18 protein-coding genes are annotated in these 20,976 nt (G+C 67.3%); 9 read left to right on the top strand and 9 right to left on the bottom strand.

Translation table 11 applies throughout. From position 1 onward, the window contains the following. The first annotated feature begins 27 nt into the window (after positions 1-27). From ACFV2O_RS19595 to ACFV2O_RS19585, 3 genes are all read left to right on the top strand, one after another. Complete coding sequence (locus tag ACFV2O_RS19595) at positions 28-1,518, top strand: serine hydrolase domain-containing protein (RefSeq protein WP_379253020.1); 1,491 nt, start codon at positions 28-30, stop codon at positions 1,516-1,518. A 96-nt stretch (positions 1,519-1,614) separates the two neighbouring features. After that, a complete protein-coding gene (locus ACFV2O_RS19590; protein ID WP_379253019.1) occupies positions 1,615-3,810 on the top strand; it encodes an elongation factor G-like protein EF-G2 in 2,196 nt (731 codons plus the stop codon). Between the two features lie 252 nt (positions 3,811-4,062). Then, positions 4,063-4,806 carry a hypothetical protein gene (locus ACFV2O_RS19585; protein ID WP_379253018.1) on the top strand — a complete coding sequence of 248 codons (744 nt, stop codon included), beginning with the start codon at positions 4,063-4,065 and terminating at the stop codon, positions 4,804-4,806. Between the two features lie 4 nt (positions 4,807-4,810). On the opposite strand, the gene ACFV2O_RS19580 is transcribed toward ACFV2O_RS19585, so the two are convergent. From ACFV2O_RS19580 to glnA, 6 genes are all read right to left on the bottom strand, one after another. Further along, positions 4,811-5,842, bottom strand: a complete 1,032-nt coding sequence (locus ACFV2O_RS19580; RefSeq protein WP_379253017.1) for a hypothetical protein — start codon at positions 5,840-5,842, stop codon at positions 4,811-4,813. A 13-nt stretch (positions 5,843-5,855) separates the two neighbouring features. After that, complete coding sequence (locus ACFV2O_RS19575) at positions 5,856-8,030, bottom strand: hypothetical protein (protein ID WP_379253016.1); 2,175 nt, start codon at positions 8,028-8,030, stop codon at positions 5,856-5,858. Between the two features lie 256 nt (positions 8,031-8,286). Continuing rightward, a complete protein-coding gene (locus ACFV2O_RS19570) occupies positions 8,287-8,607 on the bottom strand; it encodes a hypothetical protein (protein WP_364427816.1) in 321 nt (106 codons plus the stop codon). 85 nt (positions 8,608-8,692) lie between these two features. Continuing rightward, positions 8,693-9,040, bottom strand: coding sequence for a hypothetical protein (locus tag ACFV2O_RS19565; protein ID WP_379253015.1), 348 nt, complete (start codon positions 9,038-9,040; stop codon positions 8,693-8,695). Positions 9,041-9,061: 21 nt separating this feature from the next. Further along, positions 9,062-9,391: a hypothetical protein gene (locus tag ACFV2O_RS19560; protein WP_379253014.1), complete on the bottom strand. Its 330-nt coding sequence runs from the start codon at positions 9,389-9,391 to the stop codon at positions 9,062-9,064. A gap of 375 nt (positions 9,392-9,766) precedes the next feature. Then, positions 9,767-11,203, bottom strand: a complete 1,437-nt coding sequence (gene glnA, locus ACFV2O_RS19555; protein ID WP_355072839.1) for a type I glutamate--ammonia ligase — start codon at positions 11,201-11,203, stop codon at positions 9,767-9,769. Positions 11,204-11,455: 252 nt separating this feature from the next. Between glnA and ACFV2O_RS19550 the strand changes: the two genes are divergently transcribed. Further along, positions 11,456-11,911 (top strand): RDD family protein, encoded by a 456-nt coding sequence (locus tag ACFV2O_RS19550; RefSeq protein ID WP_364427805.1) that lies wholly within the window; start codon positions 11,456-11,458, stop codon positions 11,909-11,911. A gap of 74 nt (positions 11,912-11,985) precedes the next feature. On the opposite strand, the gene ACFV2O_RS19545 is transcribed toward ACFV2O_RS19550, so the two are convergent. Together ACFV2O_RS19545 and ACFV2O_RS19540 are read right to left on the bottom strand one after the other, a co-directional pair. Next, positions 11,986-12,720, bottom strand: coding sequence for a DUF4191 domain-containing protein (locus ACFV2O_RS19545; protein ID WP_379253012.1), 735 nt, complete (start codon positions 12,718-12,720; stop codon positions 11,986-11,988). Between the two features lie 62 nt (positions 12,721-12,782). After that, positions 12,783-13,226 carry a hypothetical protein gene (locus ACFV2O_RS19540; protein WP_379253011.1) on the bottom strand — a complete coding sequence of 148 codons (444 nt, stop codon included), beginning with the start codon at positions 13,224-13,226 and terminating at the stop codon, positions 12,783-12,785. Between the two features lie 614 nt (positions 13,227-13,840). Between ACFV2O_RS19540 and ACFV2O_RS19535 the strand changes: the two genes are divergently transcribed. Together ACFV2O_RS19535 and ACFV2O_RS19530 are read left to right on the top strand one after the other, a co-directional pair. Beyond that, the gene (locus tag ACFV2O_RS19535) at positions 13,841-14,581 is read left to right on the top strand and encodes a DUF2334 domain-containing protein (RefSeq protein ID WP_379253010.1); all 741 of its coding nucleotides are present in this window, start codon (positions 13,841-13,843) and stop codon (positions 14,579-14,581) included. An 8-nt stretch (positions 14,582-14,589) separates the two neighbouring features. After that, on the top strand, positions 14,590-15,699 hold the full coding sequence (locus ACFV2O_RS19530) for a glycosyltransferase (RefSeq protein WP_379253009.1): 1,110 nt from the start codon (positions 14,590-14,592) through the stop codon (positions 15,697-15,699). A gap of 331 nt (positions 15,700-16,030) precedes the next feature. On the opposite strand, the gene ACFV2O_RS19525 is transcribed toward ACFV2O_RS19530, so the two are convergent. Continuing rightward, complete coding sequence (locus ACFV2O_RS19525; protein WP_379253008.1) at positions 16,031-16,945, bottom strand: DMT family transporter; 915 nt, start codon at positions 16,943-16,945, stop codon at positions 16,031-16,033. Positions 16,946-17,056: 111 nt separating this feature from the next. Between ACFV2O_RS19525 and ACFV2O_RS19520 the strand changes: the two genes are divergently transcribed. The 3 genes from ACFV2O_RS19520 to ACFV2O_RS19510 are packed head-to-tail and all read left to right on the top strand — an operon-like array spanning position 17,057 to position 20,975. Then, on the top strand, positions 17,057-18,724 hold the full coding sequence (locus tag ACFV2O_RS19520; RefSeq protein WP_379253007.1) for a CocE/NonD family hydrolase: 1,668 nt from the start codon (positions 17,057-17,059) through the stop codon (positions 18,722-18,724). Continuing rightward, positions 18,721-20,091, top strand: a complete 1,371-nt coding sequence (locus ACFV2O_RS19515; RefSeq protein ID WP_379253006.1) for a M20/M25/M40 family metallo-hydrolase — start codon at positions 18,721-18,723, stop codon at positions 20,089-20,091. The genes ACFV2O_RS19520 and ACFV2O_RS19515 overlap by 4 nt, the downstream gene beginning before the upstream one ends. Further along, complete coding sequence (locus ACFV2O_RS19510) at positions 20,088-20,975, top strand: alpha/beta hydrolase (protein ID WP_379253005.1); 888 nt, start codon at positions 20,088-20,090, stop codon at positions 20,973-20,975. The genes ACFV2O_RS19515 and ACFV2O_RS19510 overlap by 4 nt, the downstream gene beginning before the upstream one ends. Position 20,976 lies beyond the last annotated feature (1 nt).

The raw sequence follows: 20,976 nt of genomic DNA, 5'->3' as shown, positions 1-20,976 counted from the left end.
CAAAAGCGCTATCGAACAGGGGGCTCGATGAGGGGACGATTCACATCGTTGTGTGCGGTCGCCGTGGCGCTGACGACGGTGGCCGCGCTGCTGGCCGGATGCGCGTCGGACGAGCGCGAGGAACGAGGCTTTCCAACCGAGGCAGCCGAGCAGATCGACCGCATCGTACGGCCGCAGATGGACGCGCGGCTGGCCCCCGGGGTACTGGTCGCGGTGCACGACCCGAAACGGGGTTCCTTCGTCAGGGCCTACGGCACAGCGGATCTCGCGACAGGTCGTCCGATGGATGTAGCGGATCATGTCCGGATCGGAAGCATCACCAAGACGTTCACCGCGACCGCGGTGCTGCGCGCGGCCGACGAGGGCAAGCTCTCTTTGGACGACGTGCTGGAACGATATGTGCCGGGAGTGCCCAACGGCGGCACCATCACTCTCCGCGACCTGCTCGGCATGCAGGGCGGCGTCTGGGATCTCCGGGACTATCCGGCCTTCGCCGAGCAGTTCGACGCGACGCCTTCGGCATCCGAATGGCACGACGGCGACCGGTTACGCGCGATCATCGCTCAGCCGGAGCGGGCGAAGCCACCGCGTACCCGCGTGGAGTACTCGAACTCCGAGTTCTACCTGCTGGGCCTGGTGCTCGAGAAGGTCTTCGGGAAGCCGGTGCCCCAAGTCATCGGTGAAGTCGTCGCCGCGCACGGGTTGCGCGCCACGACATATCCCACCGACGCCACCATGCCCGCGCCCGAGAGTCGCGGGTACTCCTACTTCGACGAAGCGCCCACCGACGTCACCGCGCGGACCACCCCGGCGCTCTTCGGTGCGGCGGGCACGATGGTGTCCACGATCTCCGACCTGGCCGACTACGCCCGCATGCTGGGCCGCGGCGATCTGCTGAAACCGGAGACCTTCCGGGCCAGGACCCAGTTCGCCGGAGACCTGCGCTACGGACTGGGCATGGTGGAGTCCGGCCGCTGGCTCGGCCACAGCGGCGCGGTGCTGGGCTACACCACCCACATGGGCTATCTCCCCGAGCAGGACGTCAGCGTCACCGTCGCGGTCAACGAATTCACTTCTCCACCCCTGCTCGGGGTGACCGCCTCGGTCATCTGGTTCGGCATCGTCCGTCAGCTGTATCCGGGCACGGTGCCCGACGCCCCGGCGAACACCCAGCCCGATCCACCGGTGCCCACGGTCACCGATCTCGACAGTCGACTACGTCAGACGCTGGACCCGGCGATTCCCACGGAGCGGAAACCGCTGCGGGTCGCGGACGACGACAAGGACCCGGAGTTGATCACCCGGGTCGCTCAGGCCTTCACCTCGATCACCACGACGGTCGGCAAAGTGACCGGCGCGGGCGGTTACCTCCTCGCGACCGTCGTTCTCACCGGACCGAACGGCCGCCGTCCGACGATCGTGCCGTTCGTCTCGCGCGACGGCTCCTGGCGTATCGACCGGTACTGGGCGTGCGAGAACACCGCCGGGACCGGGCCGCCCTCGCCCGCCTGCGAATGACGGGCTCCGCGCCCTGATCTGCCGATTCGTCGACGGAACGCAACGCCCGGTGGGAAGGTGGATGTACGGCAGGTGTCGGGCGAAGGAGCGAGACACATGGTGGACAAGACCAACGGAGCTGCCGCGGGCGACGGCGGCGTGATGACGGCGGACCGGCCCGAGCAGATTCGCAACGTGGTCCTGGTCGGGCACAGCGGGTCGGGAAAGACCACGCTGGTCGACGCCATGGCGCTCACCGCGCGGGCGGTCAATCGCGCCGGGCGGGTCGAGGACGGCACCTCGCTGTCGGACTACGACGAGATCGAGCATCGCCAGCACCGGTCCGTGCAGCTGTCGGTGGTGCCGGTGGCATGGGGCGGCATGAAGATCAACCTGATCGATACGCCCGGATACGCGGACTTCGTCGGCGAACTGCGGGCAGGGCTGCGCGCGGCGGATGCGGCGCTGTTCGTCATCTCGGCGGCCGAGGGCGTAGACGGGATCGCCGGAGCGACCAGGGCGCTGTGGGAGGAGTGCGCCGCGGTCGGGATGCCGCGTGCGATCGTGATCACCCATCTGGACACGGCGCGTGACGAGTACGACGTGATGACCGAGGCCTGCCGCACCGTGCTGGGCGGCGGCTCGTCGGAGAGCATCCTGCCGCTGCACCTGCCCGTGTACGGCCCGAAGAATCCGGACGGTCACCGGCCGGTCACCGGCATGGTGGAGCTGCTGCCGCACTGCGTGGGCGACTACTCCTCCGGCGAGGAGGTCCAGGGCGACCCTTCGCCCGATCAGGCGCCCGCGCTGGAGGAGGCGCGCAATCGCCTCATCGAGGGCATCATCGCCGAGAGCGAAGACGAGAGCCTGATGGAGCGCTACCTCGACGGCGAGGAGATCAGCCTGGCGACACTGGTCGCCGACCTGGAGCGCGCGGTCGCGCGGGGCAGCTTCCATCCGGTGCTGTTCGCCGCGCCCGCGCCCGAAGGGGCCAAGCAGGGCCTCGGCACGGTCGAGCTTCTCGACCTGATCACCGGCGGCTTTCCGACGCCCGCCGAACACCTCATCACCGCCAGCAACGGCGCCGAGCCGCACCCGCTGCGCTGCGACCCGGGCGCGGAGCTGGCCGCGGAGGTGATCCGCACCGCGTCCGACCCGTACGTGGGGCGAGTCTGCATGGTCCGTGTCTTCTCCGGCACCTTGCATGCCGACGACACGGTGCACGTCAGCGGACACGGCTTGGAGGATCGCGGCCACGAGAGCCACGAGCTGGACGAGCGGGTGGGCGCGATCTCGGCTCCGTTCGGCAAACAGCAACGCCCGCTACGCCAGGCCATCGCGGGCGACATCGCCTACGTCACCAAACTCGGTCACGCCGAAACCGGCGACACCCTCTCGTCCACCGACAGCCCCTTGCGGATCGAGCCGTGGCCGATGCCCGATCCCCTGCTGCCCATCGCCATCAGCGCGCACAGCAAAGCCGACGAGGACAAACTGTCGCAGAGCCTCGCCCGGCTCGCCGCCGAGGACCCGGCGCTGCGGCTGGAGCACAATGCGCAAACCCACCAGCTGGTGCTGTGGTGCCTCGGCGAAGCGCACCGCGACGTAGCGTTGGAACGATTGCGGACCCGGTTCGGCGTGCAGGTGGACGTGACCGATCACCAGGTGGCGTTGCGAGAGACTCTCGCGGGCAAGGCGACCGGGCGCGGCAGGCATGTGAAGCAGTCCGGCGGGCACGGCCAGTACGCCGTGTGCGAGATCGAAGTCGAACCGCTGCCCGAAGGGTCCGGGATCGAGTTCGTGGACAAGGTGGTCGGCGGAGTGGTCCCGCGCCAGTTCATTCCATCGGTGGAGAAGGGCGTCCGCGCGCAAGCCAACCGCGGATTGACCGCCGGATATCCGCTCGTGGACGTGCGCGTCACCCTGTTCGACGGCAAGGCCCATTCCGTCGACTCCTCCGACGCCGCCTTCCAGACCGCGGGTGCCCTCGCCCTGCGAGAGGCGGCGGCGACCGCGGGAATCAAAGTGCTGGAGCCACTCGCCGAGGTTTGGGTGCTGGTCACCGACGAATACGTCGGACCGGTGCTGAGCGACCTGTCCAGCCGCCGCGGTCGCGTCCTCGGCACCGAGCCGCACGGCTCCGGACGCACTCGGATCCACGCCGAAGTCCCCGAGCTGGAACTCAGCCGCTACGCCATCGACCTGCGCTCGATCTCCCACGGCACCGGCGATTTCACCCGTAGGTACGCACGCCACGAACCGATGCCGAACCAGGTCGCCGCCTCGGTGCGGGGCGAAAAGGCACGAGCGTAGTCCGCTTCTGTTGACCCACTCGGCCTCGCCGATGCACCAGGGCGCCAGCCACCGCCGCTGTCCGCGCACGTCCATCGCATCGTCCGGTGACGTCCGTCGGCAGATCAGCCTGTGAGAGGCGTCCGAAAGCTCGACCGGGGTGCACTACTCTGCCCGCCGGATGCCCTGAAGTCCCTCCTTCCCACAGAGTGTGGTTCTCCGGCCGCACAGTACAGTTGGCCCCGCATACGAGGCCCTTACCAGGTGGAGAAAATGGATCCTTCCCGCTGTGTCGTGCTGGTCCCGGTGCACGACTACATCGAGCCCGGATGCGCGGAAGGATTGGCGGAACTCGAACGACGCGGATATCCGGTCTGGCGCGTATACGGCTGTTCCGCGATCGACCAAGCGCGCAGCCAAATCGCCACGGATGCTTTGGCACAGGGCTTCGAAGAGTTGATGTGGATCGATGCGGACGTTCGCTTCGAACCGAAATCCGTCGAGATGTTGCGATCGCACGACTTGCCGGTGGTGGGCGGTATCTATGCCAAGAAAATGGCGCGCGAACTGGTCTGCAGTCTTCTGCCCGGCACCACGAAAATCACATTCGGCGAAGGCGGCGGCGTCATCGAGATCCGCTATGCGGCCTGCGGGTTCCTGCTCACCAGAAGAAATGTCTACGAGAAGATCCTGCAACGAGAAAAGCTTCCGGTCTGCAATACACAGTTCGGCCGTGCCAACATCCCGTTCTTCCTGCCCATGATCATTCCCGACGGCGAGAACCACTGGTACCTCGGCGAGGATTACTCCTTCTGCGAACGCGCGCGAAAAAGCGGCTTCGCCATCCACGCCGACACTCGAATCCGCCTGGAACATATCGGCAAGTACGGCTTCACCTGGGAAGATGCCGGGAACGGTCGCGATCGTTACAGCAGCTTCGACTTCACCATCCGGCAACGTTCCGTGGCTGCTGACGATCTGGCCGACGGGGACCCGATAATCGATAAGGCGAGCTGACGGCTCATCCGCCCGCGCTACCTGGCCGACCCGGCTTCACTCTCGGTCGACGCGCCGCCGAATCCATCTTCTGGTCTGCGGAATACAGTGGTATCGCTGATCTATCCCGAGGCACCCCGAAGCTTCGGGCGACATCCGAGACCGACGCGCCGTCGGCATCCCCGAGGACGCGAACCAGGGCTGCTCGAGAAGAACCCGGCCTCCGCACAGGAGTAGACCGCACTTCGGCCGAAAACGCCCGTTTCCATTCGGGCACCCGATCGTATTGATGCACGATCGGATACAACTTGCCCGTGGACGTACGCACGTCCGCTCCGGACCAGATCGGCTCGGGCTCGAGGAGAAACGGGCGCAGCACTCCGACCCGGTTCGGATCCGCCAACGTCCCAGCCTGACAGGCGAATCCGTCGTCGGATGTCACCAACTGCACCGCGGAACGAAACGGTTCCATGTCGAGCAGGACGTTGTACCCGCTCTGATCCGCGACCGGCACTCCAGACGAGGCGGCGACACGGGAAATGGCCACACACAGATTGGATATGGCATCGGCTCGACCGGCAAGGACACCGACGTTGCAGACCACCTTCGACCACACGCGCTCGGCGAGTTCGGGGAAGCCATGGCGCAGATTGTCCCGGTTCCACCCTTCGTCGCAGTACCGCACCCCCTCGCTGACAGCGACGAAGGTGCGGCTCAAGTGGTTTTCCAACCACTGGATCGGGTCCGCCTGAAAGTACACATCACGCACGTCGGTGACCACGGCGAATCGAAGCGAATGCCTGAATGTCCGCAATACCTGGGCGACATCTTCGAACCGCTGATTGTAGATACTGCCGCGAAGCAACATGCGTATCGGATACAACCCCAGTGATTCCAGGTTATCGGCGATGGCGTCGCCGCGGACATCGCGGTCGTACACGATGACCGCACCCACACCGGCGAAATCGCTCGCGGCGAGGCTCCTTGCCCACGGCTCGACATCGGGCCACCCATAGCCGGTCGCCGCCGCGATGACGATGTCCTTCTGTGCGGCCATGCTGTCCGGCCGCTCAGGTCTGTTGCGGTGGTGGCCCTACGGGCGGTGGAGCGGTCGGCTGCTGTGCCTGGCTCGTGGTGGGCGGCGGTGCCGCCGCGGCACCCAGATTGGCGTTGCCGGCATCCAAACCGGTTGGATGCACGTATCCCGTGAAATCACCGTACTTTTCTTTCAACGGTGGATTGTTGGGATCCAGTGGAACGAGATGGCCGCCGTCCAGGACGTACAACCGGTTTTGCTCCTGATCCCGCACGATCAACGCGCTGTGTCGCTCCCACTGAAGAATATCGCCCGTTTTCAACTCGCCGGGGCCGTTGACCACTGCGGGCGGATGGTCCGCTGTCAACTCACCCGCAGTCCCCTTGTACGCGGATACCGCGTCGAGGGCGACGTTCTGCACCTGCTTCTGCAAGGCCTCCGCGACCGGCGGGGCTGCCTTGACATTCGTGTTGTCGATGGGGACATCCACCGTGGTGCCCGGCGTCGTCACCGGCGGCGGAGTGCCCGCGTAGGTCGGCGCGGTCACACCGGCAGGAGAGGGCTGAGCGGTTTGCTGGGTGGTCGACGCCTGCGTGGCGCGCTCTCGTTCCCGCCGGTCGCGCTCATGCCGAGAATCGCGGTCGTCGTCGTAGCGGCTGTCGTCGCCGGTGGGCTGACGGGTCTGGTTGCCCTGCAGGGCATTCATCAGGGCCATCTGTGTCATCAGACTGGACATATCGTTTCCGGTGCTGGCCGGAGTGGCAGTGGCGGCCGGTGTGGCCGTGGTGCCGCCCGACCCCGATCCCGATCCTGTTCCGCCTTGCATCGCCGTGGTCGGCACAGCGGTGACCGCGCTCGACCCGGTGGTGCCGCCCGTACCGGTGTTGTCGAGGGCGGTCTGGGTGGTGTCCGCCGTGCCCGTGGTGTCCGTCCCGAGCAGGTCGTCGTAGGTGGAACTGAAGTCCTCGTTCTGACTGGCCTGCTGTGCGTTGGTGCCCGCGGTGCCCTGAGTGCCGTTGTTGGCGCCGCCGTTGTACCCACCGTTATAGCCGCCGTTGTAACCGCCGTTGTTCACACCGCCGTTGTTGGTCGCGCCGTTGTTGTTCGCGTTGTTGTTGCCCTTGTCGCCCTTGTCGCCTTTATCGCCCTTGTCGTCGCCTTTATCGCCCTTGTCGTCGCCTTTATCGCCCTTGTCACCCTTGTCGGTGGGAAATCCCGGGAAATCGCCGTATTTCTTCCCCGCGCTCTCGGCTCGAGTCGCGTAATCGGCGACCTGATCTACACAGAACTGAACGGTCTCACGGACGATTCCGTAGACCGGCTCCTCTTCCACTACATTCTGAATACCGGGAGCTGTGAAGTTGCTGTCACTGAAAGTACTTCCGCCGAAGTATCCCGCATGAGGTTTCTTGAGTGCCGCCCAGATGTCCTCATGCGCCGATTGAACTTTGTCGTACATCTTCCGATATGTACGATCGTTGTCGGCGGTGAGCTTCAGATTCTCCGTCTTGAAGTCGTCGTCCCTGGCCGACCACTGGGCGTCCAACTCGTCGAGGAATGCGGAAGCCGATTTGTAAGCATCGACTGCTTCGCCCTTTCCCCCGGCTTGCGCCTCCGCGCCTTTGCCCATCGAATCCGTGAACGATTTACTGAGGTTGTTGTCCCAAATAAGAGTATCTTTGCCCTTTTCTGGGGAAGTCAAGGCGATCGGCTTCTTCTTGTCGCCCATTTGTTTCTCGAGGTACTTGAGCTGGTGGTTCGCCAAACTGATATAGGTCGTCAGGTCGTCCGAAGGGCTACCGGGAGGGAGTTTGATCTTCAGCGGAAAGTCATCGAATTTATCGCCCTCTTCTGGATCTTTCTCCAGACCCTCCATGTACTTTTTCTTCTCGTCCGCCTCCCTCTGCTCTGCCGAGGGACCGGTGTCGGCGGGCTTGTGATCATGTTTTTCGTCGCGCTTGTCCGGGTCGGCACGATATACACCGTCGACCAGCTTGACTTTGTATGCGGTACCATCCGGGGTGACCACGTAATCCATGTCCCGGGCGTGGTCCCAAGAGTCGATTTTCTTGGGTTCCCCACCTGGTTTTGCCTCATACAGGGTTACTGCGCCACCGGGCTCTTCCTGCGCGGTGTAGAAGCCAGACTCAGGACGGCTCGTCGATTTTGTATAGTTGCCGTTCTTGTCATAAGTGAAGTAGTTGGTCATGCGTCCTCCTAGACGGGCGGTTCACCGCGGCGCCTGTCGCGAGAGCCCTGTGCCGTTGCCTCGATCGCCGATCAGGGGAAGTGCCGCCGCCAACCCGCATCACGGGCATCACGGGCATTGGACCCGGCCGACGAAGCCCGGATCGTTTCGCACACCCTTCAGCAGAACCCACGATCAGAATCGTGGTTCCGAACGGTCGCGAGCCGATTGCAGCCATTCTGAATCCGCCCGCCGGATACCTGCCGGCCGTTGAAGCTCAGACCTCCGCCGACGCACTCCGAACCGCCGCGCCACCCGCTCCGTCGGTGTCCTCGATCGCCCCCGCGGTCGTGTTGGAATTATCGCTCGTGCCCTGACGACCATCGGCCACCGAGGTCCAGCCGACCGCACGATCACGCCGGTACGGTCGACCGTAATTCTCCAGGAACCCGTAGGCCGCCCAACCATTCGTCGCGATGAAATTGGGTTCGTAATCAGGATCGTTCTTCGCGCGTTCCCGCAGGCCGGGGACCATGTCTTGGTTGACGTCGCGAACTCGGCGCCACTCTTGTGAATCCTGATCGAACTCGCTGGTCATATCGACGAACCTCTCCATTCCGACCGACTTCCCCATTCTTCAGCATCCCCATCTCTGGGGATATCGAGAGCAAGTCTGGACGGGTTCAGTACCCGGCGCCGAACTCCGTCTTCTCCATGAGGTTGTAGTCGGCCTCGGTGGGCAAACCCAACGAGTCGGCCAGGCGCGGCAACGCGCCGTTGTACAGCAACTCCGCACGCCGCCCCACCCGAGACTTCTGGTAGGCCAGGCGAGCAACTCGAACGATTTCGGCCGCGAGCCAGCTGTCGGTGTTCTCCCACACCTCGTCGCCGAGGTGCAAACCGACGATCGTGCCGCTTCGATCGCAGGCGACGCCGACGGAATAGTCGGGATTGAACACCTCGTAGATCAAATTCAGCCAATCGGGCGGCGCTTCGCCCTCGACGGCCCCCGAGATGCCCAGCTCTACCACGGCAACACTCCTGGGTATCGTCTAGAGTTTCGGTTCCGGCAGCGATACCGCTGGAGGCCACGCCGTCTGCTGGATGGCGAGCCGGTGCTGCCGGAGGGCGTCTTCGGTGCTGTCCCGAATCGCCGCCATGATGTCGGCCACCAATTCCTGGCTACTCGACGAATGCGCGATCGTTCCCTCGGCGATGTACAGGTCGGTGAGGCGACCTTCCCCGTCGACCTCCGGAATCACTCTGGCGCTGGGCGAGGGCCGTCGAGCGCGGACGGCCTTGATCCGCTCCATCATGTCATCGACGGTATGCACGAACTCGCGGCCGGATTCCAGCGCCGCCGCAGTGTATGGATGCATCATGCGGACCTCCCACCAGGAACGCCGTGCAGGCGGAAATCACTCCCCGCTACAACGCGGAGACCTAGCAGCATCCGAGCGGGCCATATGGTCGCCCGACACCCGATCCGACCGGAGCCCAGCTCTCTCCGCATGCCACCTCCTGCCATGGACGATACGTATCCATTCTTCACACTCCGAGCCGACTTCCCACGCATGAGAAGGAGCAACAGAGCTTGCCGATGACAGTCGGAGTGCGAGTTTCGACGCAGAACACGAACGAGCCCATCCGATCGCAACCATTGGATGATCACGAAACAGATGGGCTCGTCTACCGTGCGCACTGCCTACGAAGCGCCTGGCACAGGCGCTCCGTCACAGGTCGGCGGAACTTACCACTTACACGTCGAAGTACAGCTCGAACTCGTACGGGTGCGGCCGCAGGTTCACCGGGGCGATCTCGCCCTCGCGCTTGAGGGTGATCCAGGTCTCGATCAGGTCCTCGGTGAAGACGTTGCCTTCGGTGAGGTAGTCGTGGTCCTGCTCGAGGCGGTCGATGACCGACGAGAGGCTGGTGGGGGCCTGCGGGATGTTCTTGGCCTCCTCCGGCGGGAGCTCGTAGAGGTCCTTGTCGACCGGGGCCAGCGGCTCGATCTTCTTCTTGATGCCGTCCAGGCCGGCCATCATCATGGCGGCGAAGGCCAGGTACGGGTTGCCCGAGGAGTCCGGCGCGCGGAACTCGAGGCGCTTGGCCTTCGGGTTGTTGCCGGTGACCGGGATGCGGACCGCGGCGGAGCGGTTGCGCTGCGAGTACACCAGGTTGATCGGGGCCTCGTAGCCGGGGACCAGGCGGTGGTAGGAGTTCACCGTCGGGTTGGTGAACGCCAGCAGCGACGGCGCGTGGTGCAGGATGCCGCCGATGTAGTGGCGGGCCAGGTCGGACAGGCCGCCGTAGCCGGCCTCGTCGTGGAACAGCGGCTTGCCGTCCTTCCACAGCGACTGGTGCACGTGCATGCCCGAGCCGTTGTCACCGAAGAGCGGCTTCGGCATGAAGGTGACGGTCTTGCCTTCCTGCCACGCGGTGTTCTTGACGATGTACTTGAACAGCTGCAGGTCGTCGGCCGCGGCGAGCAGGGTGTTGAACTTGTAGTTGATCTCGGCCTGACCGGCGGTGCCGACCTCGTGGTGGCCGCGCTCCAGCTCGAAGCCGGAGTTCTGCAGGTTGGTCGAGATCTTGTCGCGCAGGTCGACGTAGTGGTCGTAGGGCGCGACCGGGAAGTAGCCGCCCTTGTTGCGGACCTTGTAGCCGCGGTTGCGGGTGCCGTCCGGGTTGAACTCCGCGCCGGTGTTCCAGGAACCCGAGACCGACTCGATCTCGTAGAAGGCGCCGTTCATGGCCGAGTCGTAGCGGATCGAGTCGAAGATGTAGAACTCCGCCTCGGGGCCGAAGTACGCGGTGTCGGCGATGCCGGTGGAACGCAGGTACTCCTCCGCCTTGCGCGCGACGTTACGCGGGTCGCGGCTGTAGGCCTCCCGGGTGAACGGGTCGTGCACGAAGAAGTTGAGGTTCAGCGTCTTGGCGGCGCGGAACGGGTCGACACGCGCGGTGGAGAAGTCGGGCAGCAGCAGCATGTCCGACTCGTCGATGGACTGGAACCCACGGACTGAGGAGCCGTCGAACGCTAGCCCTTCTTCGGCGAGGTCGGTGGTGAAGGCCTTCCCGGGGATCGAGAAGTGCTGCTGCACACCGGGCAGGTCGCTGAACCGGATGTCGACGTACTCGATGTCCTCGTCAGCGATGAATTTGATGACCTCGTCGGCCGTGCTGAACGTCACTTGTTCTCCTTACGGATCGGTTCCCAGCCAGTGTCGCTTGCATGGGTTCGTCGCGACCAGACGCTATGGATGCCGTGTTTCCCGGCAGTCAAGGATTTGTTTCGCCGGTGTTACACGTGCGTCCGGCAGCGTGGTACTGACCACCATGACTCGAAATGCATGGTAGTCCTGCCCGCGCCGCGGTGCGCGGGGAGGCTGAACTCCGCTTATGCGGTACCGGGCGCCGGTCCGGGCGCGCCTATTCTGGGGTGCATGGCACGCATCACCGGCTCCTGGCTCTCCGGACCTCCTGCCGACTCCGGTGGCCCGGCAACCACCGAGTTCCCCGGGGCGCAACTCGGCCTGCCGAAGGCCGGAGCGGGCTCGCTGGCCGGTATGGGCCGCCGCATCGCCGCCCTGTTCGTGGACTGGCTGATCGCCCTCGGCATCGCGGCGCTGATCACGCGCAGCGGTTCGGCGTCGAGCTTGACGCTGCTGATCTGGTTCGTCATCGGCGTCGGCGCCGTCACGCTCTTCGGGTTCACGCCGGGGCAGTATTTCCTGCGGCTGCGCACGGTGCGCATCGACGCGGCTGCGCCGGTCGGCTTCGTACGGGCGCTGGCCAGGCAGGTACTGCTGGTGTTCGTGGTGCCCGCGCTGTTCACCGACGCCGACGGGCGCGGCATGCACGACCGCGCGACCGGAACGGCGCTGGTGCGTTCACGCTGATCTTCCGACCCGCGCGGTGACGACCGGAAAGGCCCGCACCCCGGGCGGAGCGGCGGGCCTTTCGAGCGAGCAGGTCAGCGGCGGCGGATGGTGCGCTGCACGCCGCGCATCTTGGCGCCCGCGGGCATCGGCCCCTTCGGCAGGGCGGGCCCGCTGCGCGCACTGAGGGCGGCCAGCCTGCCTTCGATGAGGTCCATCCGCTTGGTGTCGATGTTGCGCGGCAGCCTGGTGAGGTAACGCTGCAGGTCCTTGAGCGGAATCTGACCTTCGTCGTTGCCGATGACGACGTCGTAGATCGGGGTGTCGCCGATCAGCCGAGCCGTGCGCTTCTTCTCCTGGGCGAGCAGCGACTTGACCCGTTGCGGTGAGCCCTCGGCGACCAGCACCACGCCGGGCAGGCCGATCACCCGGTGCACCGCGTCCAACTGCGTGGTGGCGGCGATGCCGTTGCTCACCCGCCATTTGCCCTGGAGGTTGTCCAGCACCCAGGCCGCGGCGCCCGCCTGCCCCTCGGCCTTGCGGTAGACGCTCTTCTGTACCCGCCTGCCGAAGATGATGAACGCCACCAGCGCGCCGAGCACCACGCCAAGCGGGATCAGGAACCAGGTCAGCCCGAAGATCAGGCCGATGACGGCGAAGACGGCGGTGATGCCGACCAGGGCGCCGATCATCAGCGGCAGCAGCAGCTTGTCTTCCTTGCGCTGCATCTGGAACGCCTGCCACAACTGCTTGCGGCGTTCTCTCGACTGCTGCTTGCGGGCCGCCTTCGCCGCGGCCTTCGCTTCCTTGGTGGGCTTACCTGCTGCCATGACTCTCAGGATAGTGCCCAGGTAGTCGCGGCTTCGCCGTGGGACAGCGGCCCGACCGGGCGCTACCCGCGGCGCGCGATCGATCCGAGCACGGTGAGATCCAGGTCACCCGAGGCCTCGGTCCAGCCCATCGCGCGCAACTCGACCGGCGCCGCCACACCCAGGGCGTCGCGCAGGCCGACGGCGACCGAGCGCGCGAACTCGAGCAAGCCGCTCGGCGCGATGGGCCAGAAGAGGATCCTGGTCCAGTTGTCCGCGTCCTGCCGATCCGCGGGCTCGTGCCAGCCCAGTGCGCGCAACTCCTGCGCGGCGGTCTCCGGGATCGGGTTGCTCAGGTAATTGTTCCCGGCCAGTTCGGCGGACAATTTGATGTCGTATTGGACAAATTGGACATAGCGATTTCCGGGGGCGGCGATGATCAGGGTTGCCCGCGAGGGCAGCTCCGAGAGGCAGTGCGCCAGCGATTGCACGAACCGTTCCCAGTCCGCTGTCGCCGGCTCGCTCATTCTTCCCCCGGGTATTCGCACTGGCCTGATCATACGCCGACCCGGCCGGGACACCAGACGAAACTCGTTGCGACGTTGCGTAGTTCATTCGGGCTATAGCCGTTTGCCATATCCCGTATCGGCTCTCGGCCGAGCACCAGCCGGACCTGCGGCGTCTCCACCGGCGACACCGAGTCGGGCCGGTGCGGCGCGCACGGATCAGGCAGCGGAAACCCCCGAGCGCAATTGAGGTTTTCGTTTCCGCCCCGGCGTTTTCCGCCGACGCAGGAATGGGTCCGGCGGAATGCTTTCGATGGGAGACCGTAGCGTTCGGGTTCGCGCTTGGAATCGCGCTATGGATTTCGTCTCGGCGGCATGAAGTCCGGCGTGGGACGAGTAGGAGCGGTATCGGGTGGGAACCCAGTACCTGTTCACCTCGACCACGGGCCGAGTCGTCGCATGCCCGGGTTCCGGAAAACGCATAGGCGCCCCTGCTGGTGCAAGCGTTCCGTCGCCTTCGATCTGCCGGTGCGGCCCGCCTGGACGGACATCTGGTGATCGGCGGTACGCATCTTTCAGCCGAGTGCACCGCGCTGTTCAGCTGACGGCCACCGTGCGGTGTTAGCTTCCCCGACGTGTGTGCGCGGTTGGTGGTGAGCGTCCATGACGTCGCACCGGCGAGTGCGGCGGAGACGGCGCGCTGGTGCGCCGATGCCGATCGGTTCGGAATTCCCGTGTCGTTGTTGGTGATACCGGGGCCGTGGCGGGGCAGGCGGTTGGCCGACGAACCCGATTACGCGGCGTTCCTGCGGGAGCGCAGGCAGGCCGGTGACGACGTCTTGGTGCACGGGTGGTCGCACCGAGCGGGCCCCGAGGGTGATCGGCCGCGCCGCGCGGTAGCGCATGCGGTGGCGCGCGGCGCGGCCGAGTTCGCCGCCATCGACGTCGGCACGGCCACCGTGAAACTGCGCGCCGCCACCGAAGTGATGATCGAAGCCGGTCTGCCGACTACCGGTTTCACGCCGCCGGGCTGGCTCGCCTCGCCCGGCGCGAAACAGGCGTTGCGCGCGGCGGGGTTCACCTACACCACCTCCCACTTCGGCGCCGAGCAATTGCGCACCGGACGCCGGTTCCGCGGATTCGCGCTCTCGCACCGGCCGGGCGGCGGCTGGTCCGAGCGGTTCGGCGCGGCGCTGCTGGAGACGGCGGCGCGCCGCACCGCCGAACGCGGCGGGCTGGTCCGGCTGGCGCTGCATCCCGACGATCTGAGCAGACCGGGCCTGCGCGACACCACACTGCGCGCCATTGACGCGGTGCTGCGCACCGGCGCGCACGCGATCACCTATCGCGAGCTGGTCGGATCGGCGGTCGACTAGTGCGGATCGTGCAGATCGCCAACTTCTACACTCCCGCCTCCGGCGGTTTACGCACGTGCCTCGACGAGATGGGACGCGGCTATTCGGCGGCGGGTCACGACCGGGTCCTCGTCGTGCCCGGTCCGCGCGACGCCGACGAGCACACCGCGTCCGGGCATCGGATCACCGTGCGCAGCCCCAAGTTCGGCGATGCCGGCTATCACGTGCTCACCGCCCGGCGCACCCGTGCCGTGCTCGACCGGCTGGCCCCGGACGTGCTCGAGTGCAGCGACAAACTCAGCGTCCGCTGGCTGGCGCCGTGGGCGCGCGGGGCGGGCGTTCCGCTGGTGTTGTTCTCCCACGAACGCATCGACGCCATCCTGCGCTCGCGGGTGCCGCGCGGCTTCCCGCTCACCGCCGCGGCCGACCTGGCCAACCGGCGGCTGTGGGTGCGCGCCGAGAAGGTCGTGGTCACTTCGCGTTTCGCCACCGCCGAGTTCGACCGGGTCGGCGCGCGCAACGTGCGCAGGATCCCGCTCGGCGTCGACCTCACGACCTTTCGCCCGTCGACCGAGAACCGGCGCGACGACCGCTCCGACGATCCGGTGCGGCTGGTCCTGGTGAGCAGGTTGTCCCGGGAGAAACGAGCCGAACGCGCCATCCAGGCGGTCCGCGTCCTGGTCGAATCCGGTGTGCGCTGCGTGCTGTCTGTCATCGGGGACGGCCCGCTGCGTTCTCGCCTGGAGCAGCTGGCGGCAGGGCTTCCGGTCGTCTTCCACGGCCATCTCACCGACCGGACCGCGATGGCCACCCTGGTCGCCGAGGCCGACGTCGCCGTGTTTCCCTCCCCTGCCGAGACTTTCGGCCTCGCCGTGCTGGAGGCGCTCGCCTGCGGGACTCCGGTCGTCGTTCCCGCGGCGGGCGCGGCTCGCGAACTCGTCGGCGACCCCGGCTCCGGCCTCGTCTGCGACGGGACTCCGCGCGGCCTCGCCGACGGCGTGCGTGAACTGCTCGCCCTGCCCGCGGCCCAGCGTCGTCGCGCGGCCCGTGCCGCGGCGGAACGCTTTCCGTGGTCGGCGACGGTGCAGAGCATGCTCGCGCTCTACGCCGACTACGAGACTCCGGCCCGCTCGGCCTGAGGAACAACCTCGGCGTTTGGCACGATCGCGCTGACCCAACCGCTGAAGTCACCCACCCGGCGCGTCGGCCTGCGTGCCGCCGATTCCGCGCAGAACTCCCGGCGTCGACGAGCCGGGCAAAGGCACGTGCGCTGACCTCGATGGGGGAAGTGCGGGTCACCGCGCCTCGGCGTGCGAATGCCCGCTCACGGCGAATGATTCGCCGGTTCCAACCGCGCAGGATGCCCAGCGACCGGTGTCGCGCCGGATGCCCGCATCGGCCCGTGGTTCGCCCCGCTCGTGCCCGTCGGATCCCCTTCCTCCGGTCAGCGCCCCCGCATTGCGCCGGAGTTCACCCGGCCTTCGCCCGTACCGCCGGGCGGGTCGCTTCCGCCGACATCTCCCGCTCGTCGTGCAGCGTCGGCGAATTCGCCAGCAGTGCGACACCGACGATCACCGCGGTGGCCGCGCAGGCAAGCAGCGCGGGGCGCGGGTGGATCGTCGCCGTGAACAGCGTGAGACCGGCCAGGTAGCTCAGCACCGGGTCGGTGATCGTCATCGCGGTCAGCGCCGTGGGCAGTGACCCGCGTGCGTACGCCTCCTGGGTCAGGATGCCGCCGAGGACGGTGGACACCGGAATGCCCAGCAGTGCCCAGCTCGGGTCCGGCAGCGTCCTCGTCGCCACCACGACGAGGACCGCCGTAGTGGCGAAACAGCAGCCCGCCGCCACCGCCACCAGCGCGGACCTCACCTGGGTGGAGCGGACCGTCCGGGACAGACCGAACAACACGACGACCGTGCCGAACACCCCCGCGCACGCCCCCGGGAGCAGCTGCGTGCGCACCGCCGAATGCTCGGGAATCCCCGGCCCGACGAGCAGCATCAGCCCCGCGCACACCGCCGACGTCCCCGCCCAGTCTCTGGCGAGCAGCGCGCGACCACGCCGCAATGCCGCGAACGGCAGCGCGAACAACAACTGCACGACCAGCAGCGCCTGCACTACCGCGATGGCGCCGAAGCGCAACGCGACGGCGTGCACGACGAATCCGGCTACGTTCGCGCCCTGTCCGGCCAACCAGCGGCGGTCGGTGATCAGACGACGAGCGATCGCGGCGATCACCAGGAATCGTCCCTGCCCGGACGCGGTGGCCGCCTGCCTGGCAGCGCCTTGTTGCAGGAACGCCGACACCGCGAACAGGAACGCGGCCGACAACGCCGAACCGACCGTCCCTACCGAGTCGACGGACCCGAAACCGCGCTCCGGCATGGCCTCGATGCTCGCCGGTCCGGATGAACACCGGATGGCGTTCGCCTGGCTACTGGACGACCACCCCGGTTCCGGGGGCTGGACGGCCGTCCGGGCAGACTCGATAGTCCTATGGTGATCGAACGAGCCGTCCTGTCTCGTGCCCTATGCGGCCTGTTGTTGCTGTTGGCCGCGTTCACCCCGATGCGAGCGGCCGCCGAACCGCTGCCGGTGCCCTATCAGTGGAAGCAAGCGTTCATCGACGGCACGGACGGCACCCGGCTGCACGCGGACATCCTGCGCCCAGCCGGTGTCTCCGACGACAGCCGCACACCCGTCATCCTGACCGTCAGTCCGTATCGCGCGCACCTGGCCTACCTGAGCGAGCCGCGCCTGACCGGCGGCCCGTCCACCGACAACCTCACCGCCGACCTGTTCCTGAACGCGGGCTACACCTACGTCATCGTCGACCTGCGCGGGTTCGGCGGCTCCGACGGTTGCCCGGACTTCGGCGGGCCGGGGGAACGAGCCGACGTCGCCACGGCCGTGGAGTGGGCGGCGAGCCAGCCGTGGTCCACCGGCAGGGTCGGGCTGTTCGGCACGTCGTACGAAGCCTGGACCGGCCTGATGGGCCTGGCCGCCGCCCCGAAGGGCCTCGCGGCGGTGGGCGCGTTCGAGCCGGTCGTCGACCCGTACTCCTACCTGTACATGCAGGGCGTCTCGTGGAAGTTCTCCGGCAAACCGATCACCGAGAGCGGCGTGCGTCCCGCCGACTTCGCGGGACTCGAGCACCTGCTGATCGCCTCGACGCCACCGCGTCCGGAAGACTCCGGCGAATATCAGGCGAACGCGACGCAGTTGCCGTGGCAGTGCTACCAGCAGTACCTGACCCAGATCGGCGACCACAACCCCGACACCGCCTTCTGGCGTGATCGCGACCTCGTCGCGCGGCTGCGCGGCGCCACCATTCCGCTGTTCCTCGGTCAAGGCTTCGTCGACTACAACACCCGTGCCTACCGTGTGTTCGATCTGTGGAACGGCCTCGGGCCCGGCGAGCACCGCGCCTGGTTCGGCCAGTGGGGACACCGCACCTGCCACGACAAATGCGGCACGCCCCACTTCGACACCGAACTGCTCGCGTTCTTCGACGAGCACGTCGCCGCCCGCGACGTGCGGGTGCCCGGCCCGCGGATCACCGTCGGCCAGTTCGACGGCCGCTGGCGCGCGGAGAGCGCCTGGCCGCCCGCCGACGCCCGGCGGGTTCCGGTCGAGCTGCGGACCGGTGATTACACCGATCGCGGATTGATTCCCGGACCCGATCGCGAGATCTGGTCGGTCTCCGCGCCGCTGACCGGCGAGCAGCATCTGTCCGGCATTCCCACCGCCACCCTCCGGCTCAGCGGCCCGCCGAACGCGACGGTCGCGGTCGAGCTCTACGACATCGCGCCCGACCTGCGCGCGACCGTCATCACCCGAGGGATCGCCCCGGTGCGCGACACCGCCGAGGTCAGGCTGCTCGCGCAGGACTGGCCGATCGCCGCGGGCCACCGGATCGGCGTGCGGATCACCGACGTGGTCGACGACGTGTGGTCGCACTCCCCCGCCCTCGCCGCGGTCACGGTGACCTCCGCGAGCATCGAGTTGCCCTTGTTGACGGCGACGCGCCGTCCCGACCTGCCGGGCGAGCTCACCGAAGGCATCGTGAAGTGGCGAAACGAGAAGACCATCGCCCTCGACCCGAGCATGTTGAACAATGCAACGGTGTCCATGAATCTGCCCGACCGCGCCGGTGACCGATGACGGAGCCGGTCGACGACCTGACCGCCGAACGCCTCGCCACCGCGCTGCGGTGCGCGACGGTGTCCACCGACGACCCGCGCGACACCGACAGCGCGGCGTTCGACCGCCTCGACGCGCACCTGCGGACGTCGTTCCCCCGGGTGCACGCCGAACTCGAACTGCGGAAGTTCGCGCACAGCAGGCTCTACCGCTGGCCGGGCGCCGACCAGGACCGGGTGGCCGCGATCCTGCTCGCGCATCAGGACGTGGTCCCGGTGGACGACGCCAAGCGCTGGACCCACCCGCCGTTCGCGGGAGTGGTGGACGACGAGTTCATCTGGGGCCGCGGGGCGATCGACGACAAGAGCCGCGTGCTCGCCATCCTGGAGGCGGCCGAATCGGCGCTCGCCGCGGGCCTGCGCCCCCGGCACACCGTGTACCTGGCTTTCGGGCACGACGAGGAGGTCTTCGGCGGCGAGGGCGCCGAGCGCATGGCCGAGCATCTGCGGCAGGCGGGCGTGCGCGCGGATCTGCTGCTGGACGAGGGCGGGGTGATCACCGCGGGCGTCGTCGATGGCGTGCGGCAGCCGGTGGCGACGATCATGCTCGGGGAGAAGGGCTACGCGACGGTCCGGTTGTCGGTCACCGAGGTCGGCGGGCACTCGTCCATGCCGGGCAGGCAGACGGCGGTCGGACGGATCGCGCGGGCGGTGGGCCGCATCCAGGACCATCCGATGCCGCTGCGCCTGACCCCGGTGATCGCGGACATGCTGACCAGGGTGCGCGAGGTCATGCCCGCGCCGCGGCGACTGCTGCTGGGCCTGGCGAATCTCGCCGCACCGGTGGTCACCCGGGTGATGGCGGCCCAGCCGCAGACCGAAGCGATGGTGCGCACCACCACGGCGCCGACGGTGATCCGCGGCGGAGTGCGGGCGAACGTGTTGCCCCAGCGGGCCGAGGCCATGGTGAACTTCCGCATCCTGCCCGGCGACACCGTCGCCTCGGTGCTGGCGCACTGCCGGAAAGTCGTGCGCGACAAGGGGATTCGATTCGACCTGGTAGGCATGTCGTCGGAGCCGTCGCGGATCACGCGGCCCGGCCCCGCATTCGATCTGATCGCCGATCTCGCCCGCGCCGTCGTTCCCGGCATCGCGGTGACCACCGGCATCGTGCCCGGCGCCACCGACTCCAGGCACTACGACGACCTGGCGGGCACCCGGTGCAATTTCGCCCCGATCGTGCTGGACGAGCGCGACCTGGCCTCGATCCACGGAACCGACGAGCGCATCTCGCGAGTCAACTACGCTCGACTCATCGAGTTCAACCGGCGGCTGATCGAGCATTTCGCGACGGTCGGCGCGCCATCGACGTCAGGAGCGCAGGGATGACGACCGAGCCGACGGCGGGCGACACCGCGTCCACCGAGCCGACCGCGATCCGCACCGAGTCCGGTGAGTTCGACGGTGTCGGCAGCGGAGTCGCCTGGCGGGCGTGGCTGCCGGAGGGCGCGGCGCGGGGCGTGATCGTCCTGGTGCACGGCGTGGCGGAGCATTCCGGCCGCTATGCCCATGTGGGACAGCGTCTTGTCAGCGCCGGTTTCGCCGTCTACGCGCTCGATCACATCGGGCACGGGAAGTCCGCGGGCAGCAAGGCCAACATCGGCTCCATGGCGGGCGCCGCGGACAACGTCGCCGCCATGCTGGACATCGCGACCCGAGAGCAGCCCGGCGTGCCGCGCTTCCTGGTCGCGCACTCGATGGGCAGCCTGATCACCCTGTATCTGGCCACCCGCGCGCCGATCGACGTGGCGGGCATCGTGTTGTCCGCCCCGCCGCTGGACATCCCGGTGGGCAATCCGGTGCAGCGCATGCTCGCACCGGTGTTGAGCAGGCTCACCCCGAATCTGGGTGTGCTGAAACTGGATTCGTCGCAGATCAGCCGGGACCCGGCGGTCGTCGCGGCCTACGACAACGATCCGCTGGTCTATCGCGGCATGCTGCCCGCGCGCACCGGCGCCGAGATGCTGAGCGCGACGAATACGGTCAAGCAGCGGTTGGCGAAGGTCACCGTGCCGCTGCTGGTGCTGCACGGCACCGCCGACGCGATCGCCGCGCCGTCCAGCTCCGATCTCATCGAGCGGGGCGCCGGGTCGGAGGACCTCACGGTGATCCGCTACGAGGGCCTCTACCACGAGGTGTTCAACGAGCCCGAGCAGCAGAAGGTGCTCGACGACGTCGTCGGCTGGCTGGAAGCGCACCTTACCGAACAGTAGT

Source organism: Nocardia sp. NPDC059691 (genome assembly GCF_042733915.1).
GTDB classification, from domain to species: domain Bacteria; phylum Actinomycetota; class Actinomycetes; order Mycobacteriales; family Mycobacteriaceae; genus Nocardia; species Nocardia sichangensis.
The sequence above is the reverse complement of the archived record's forward strand: the minus strand, read 5'-3'. Positions and strand labels throughout refer to the sequence as shown.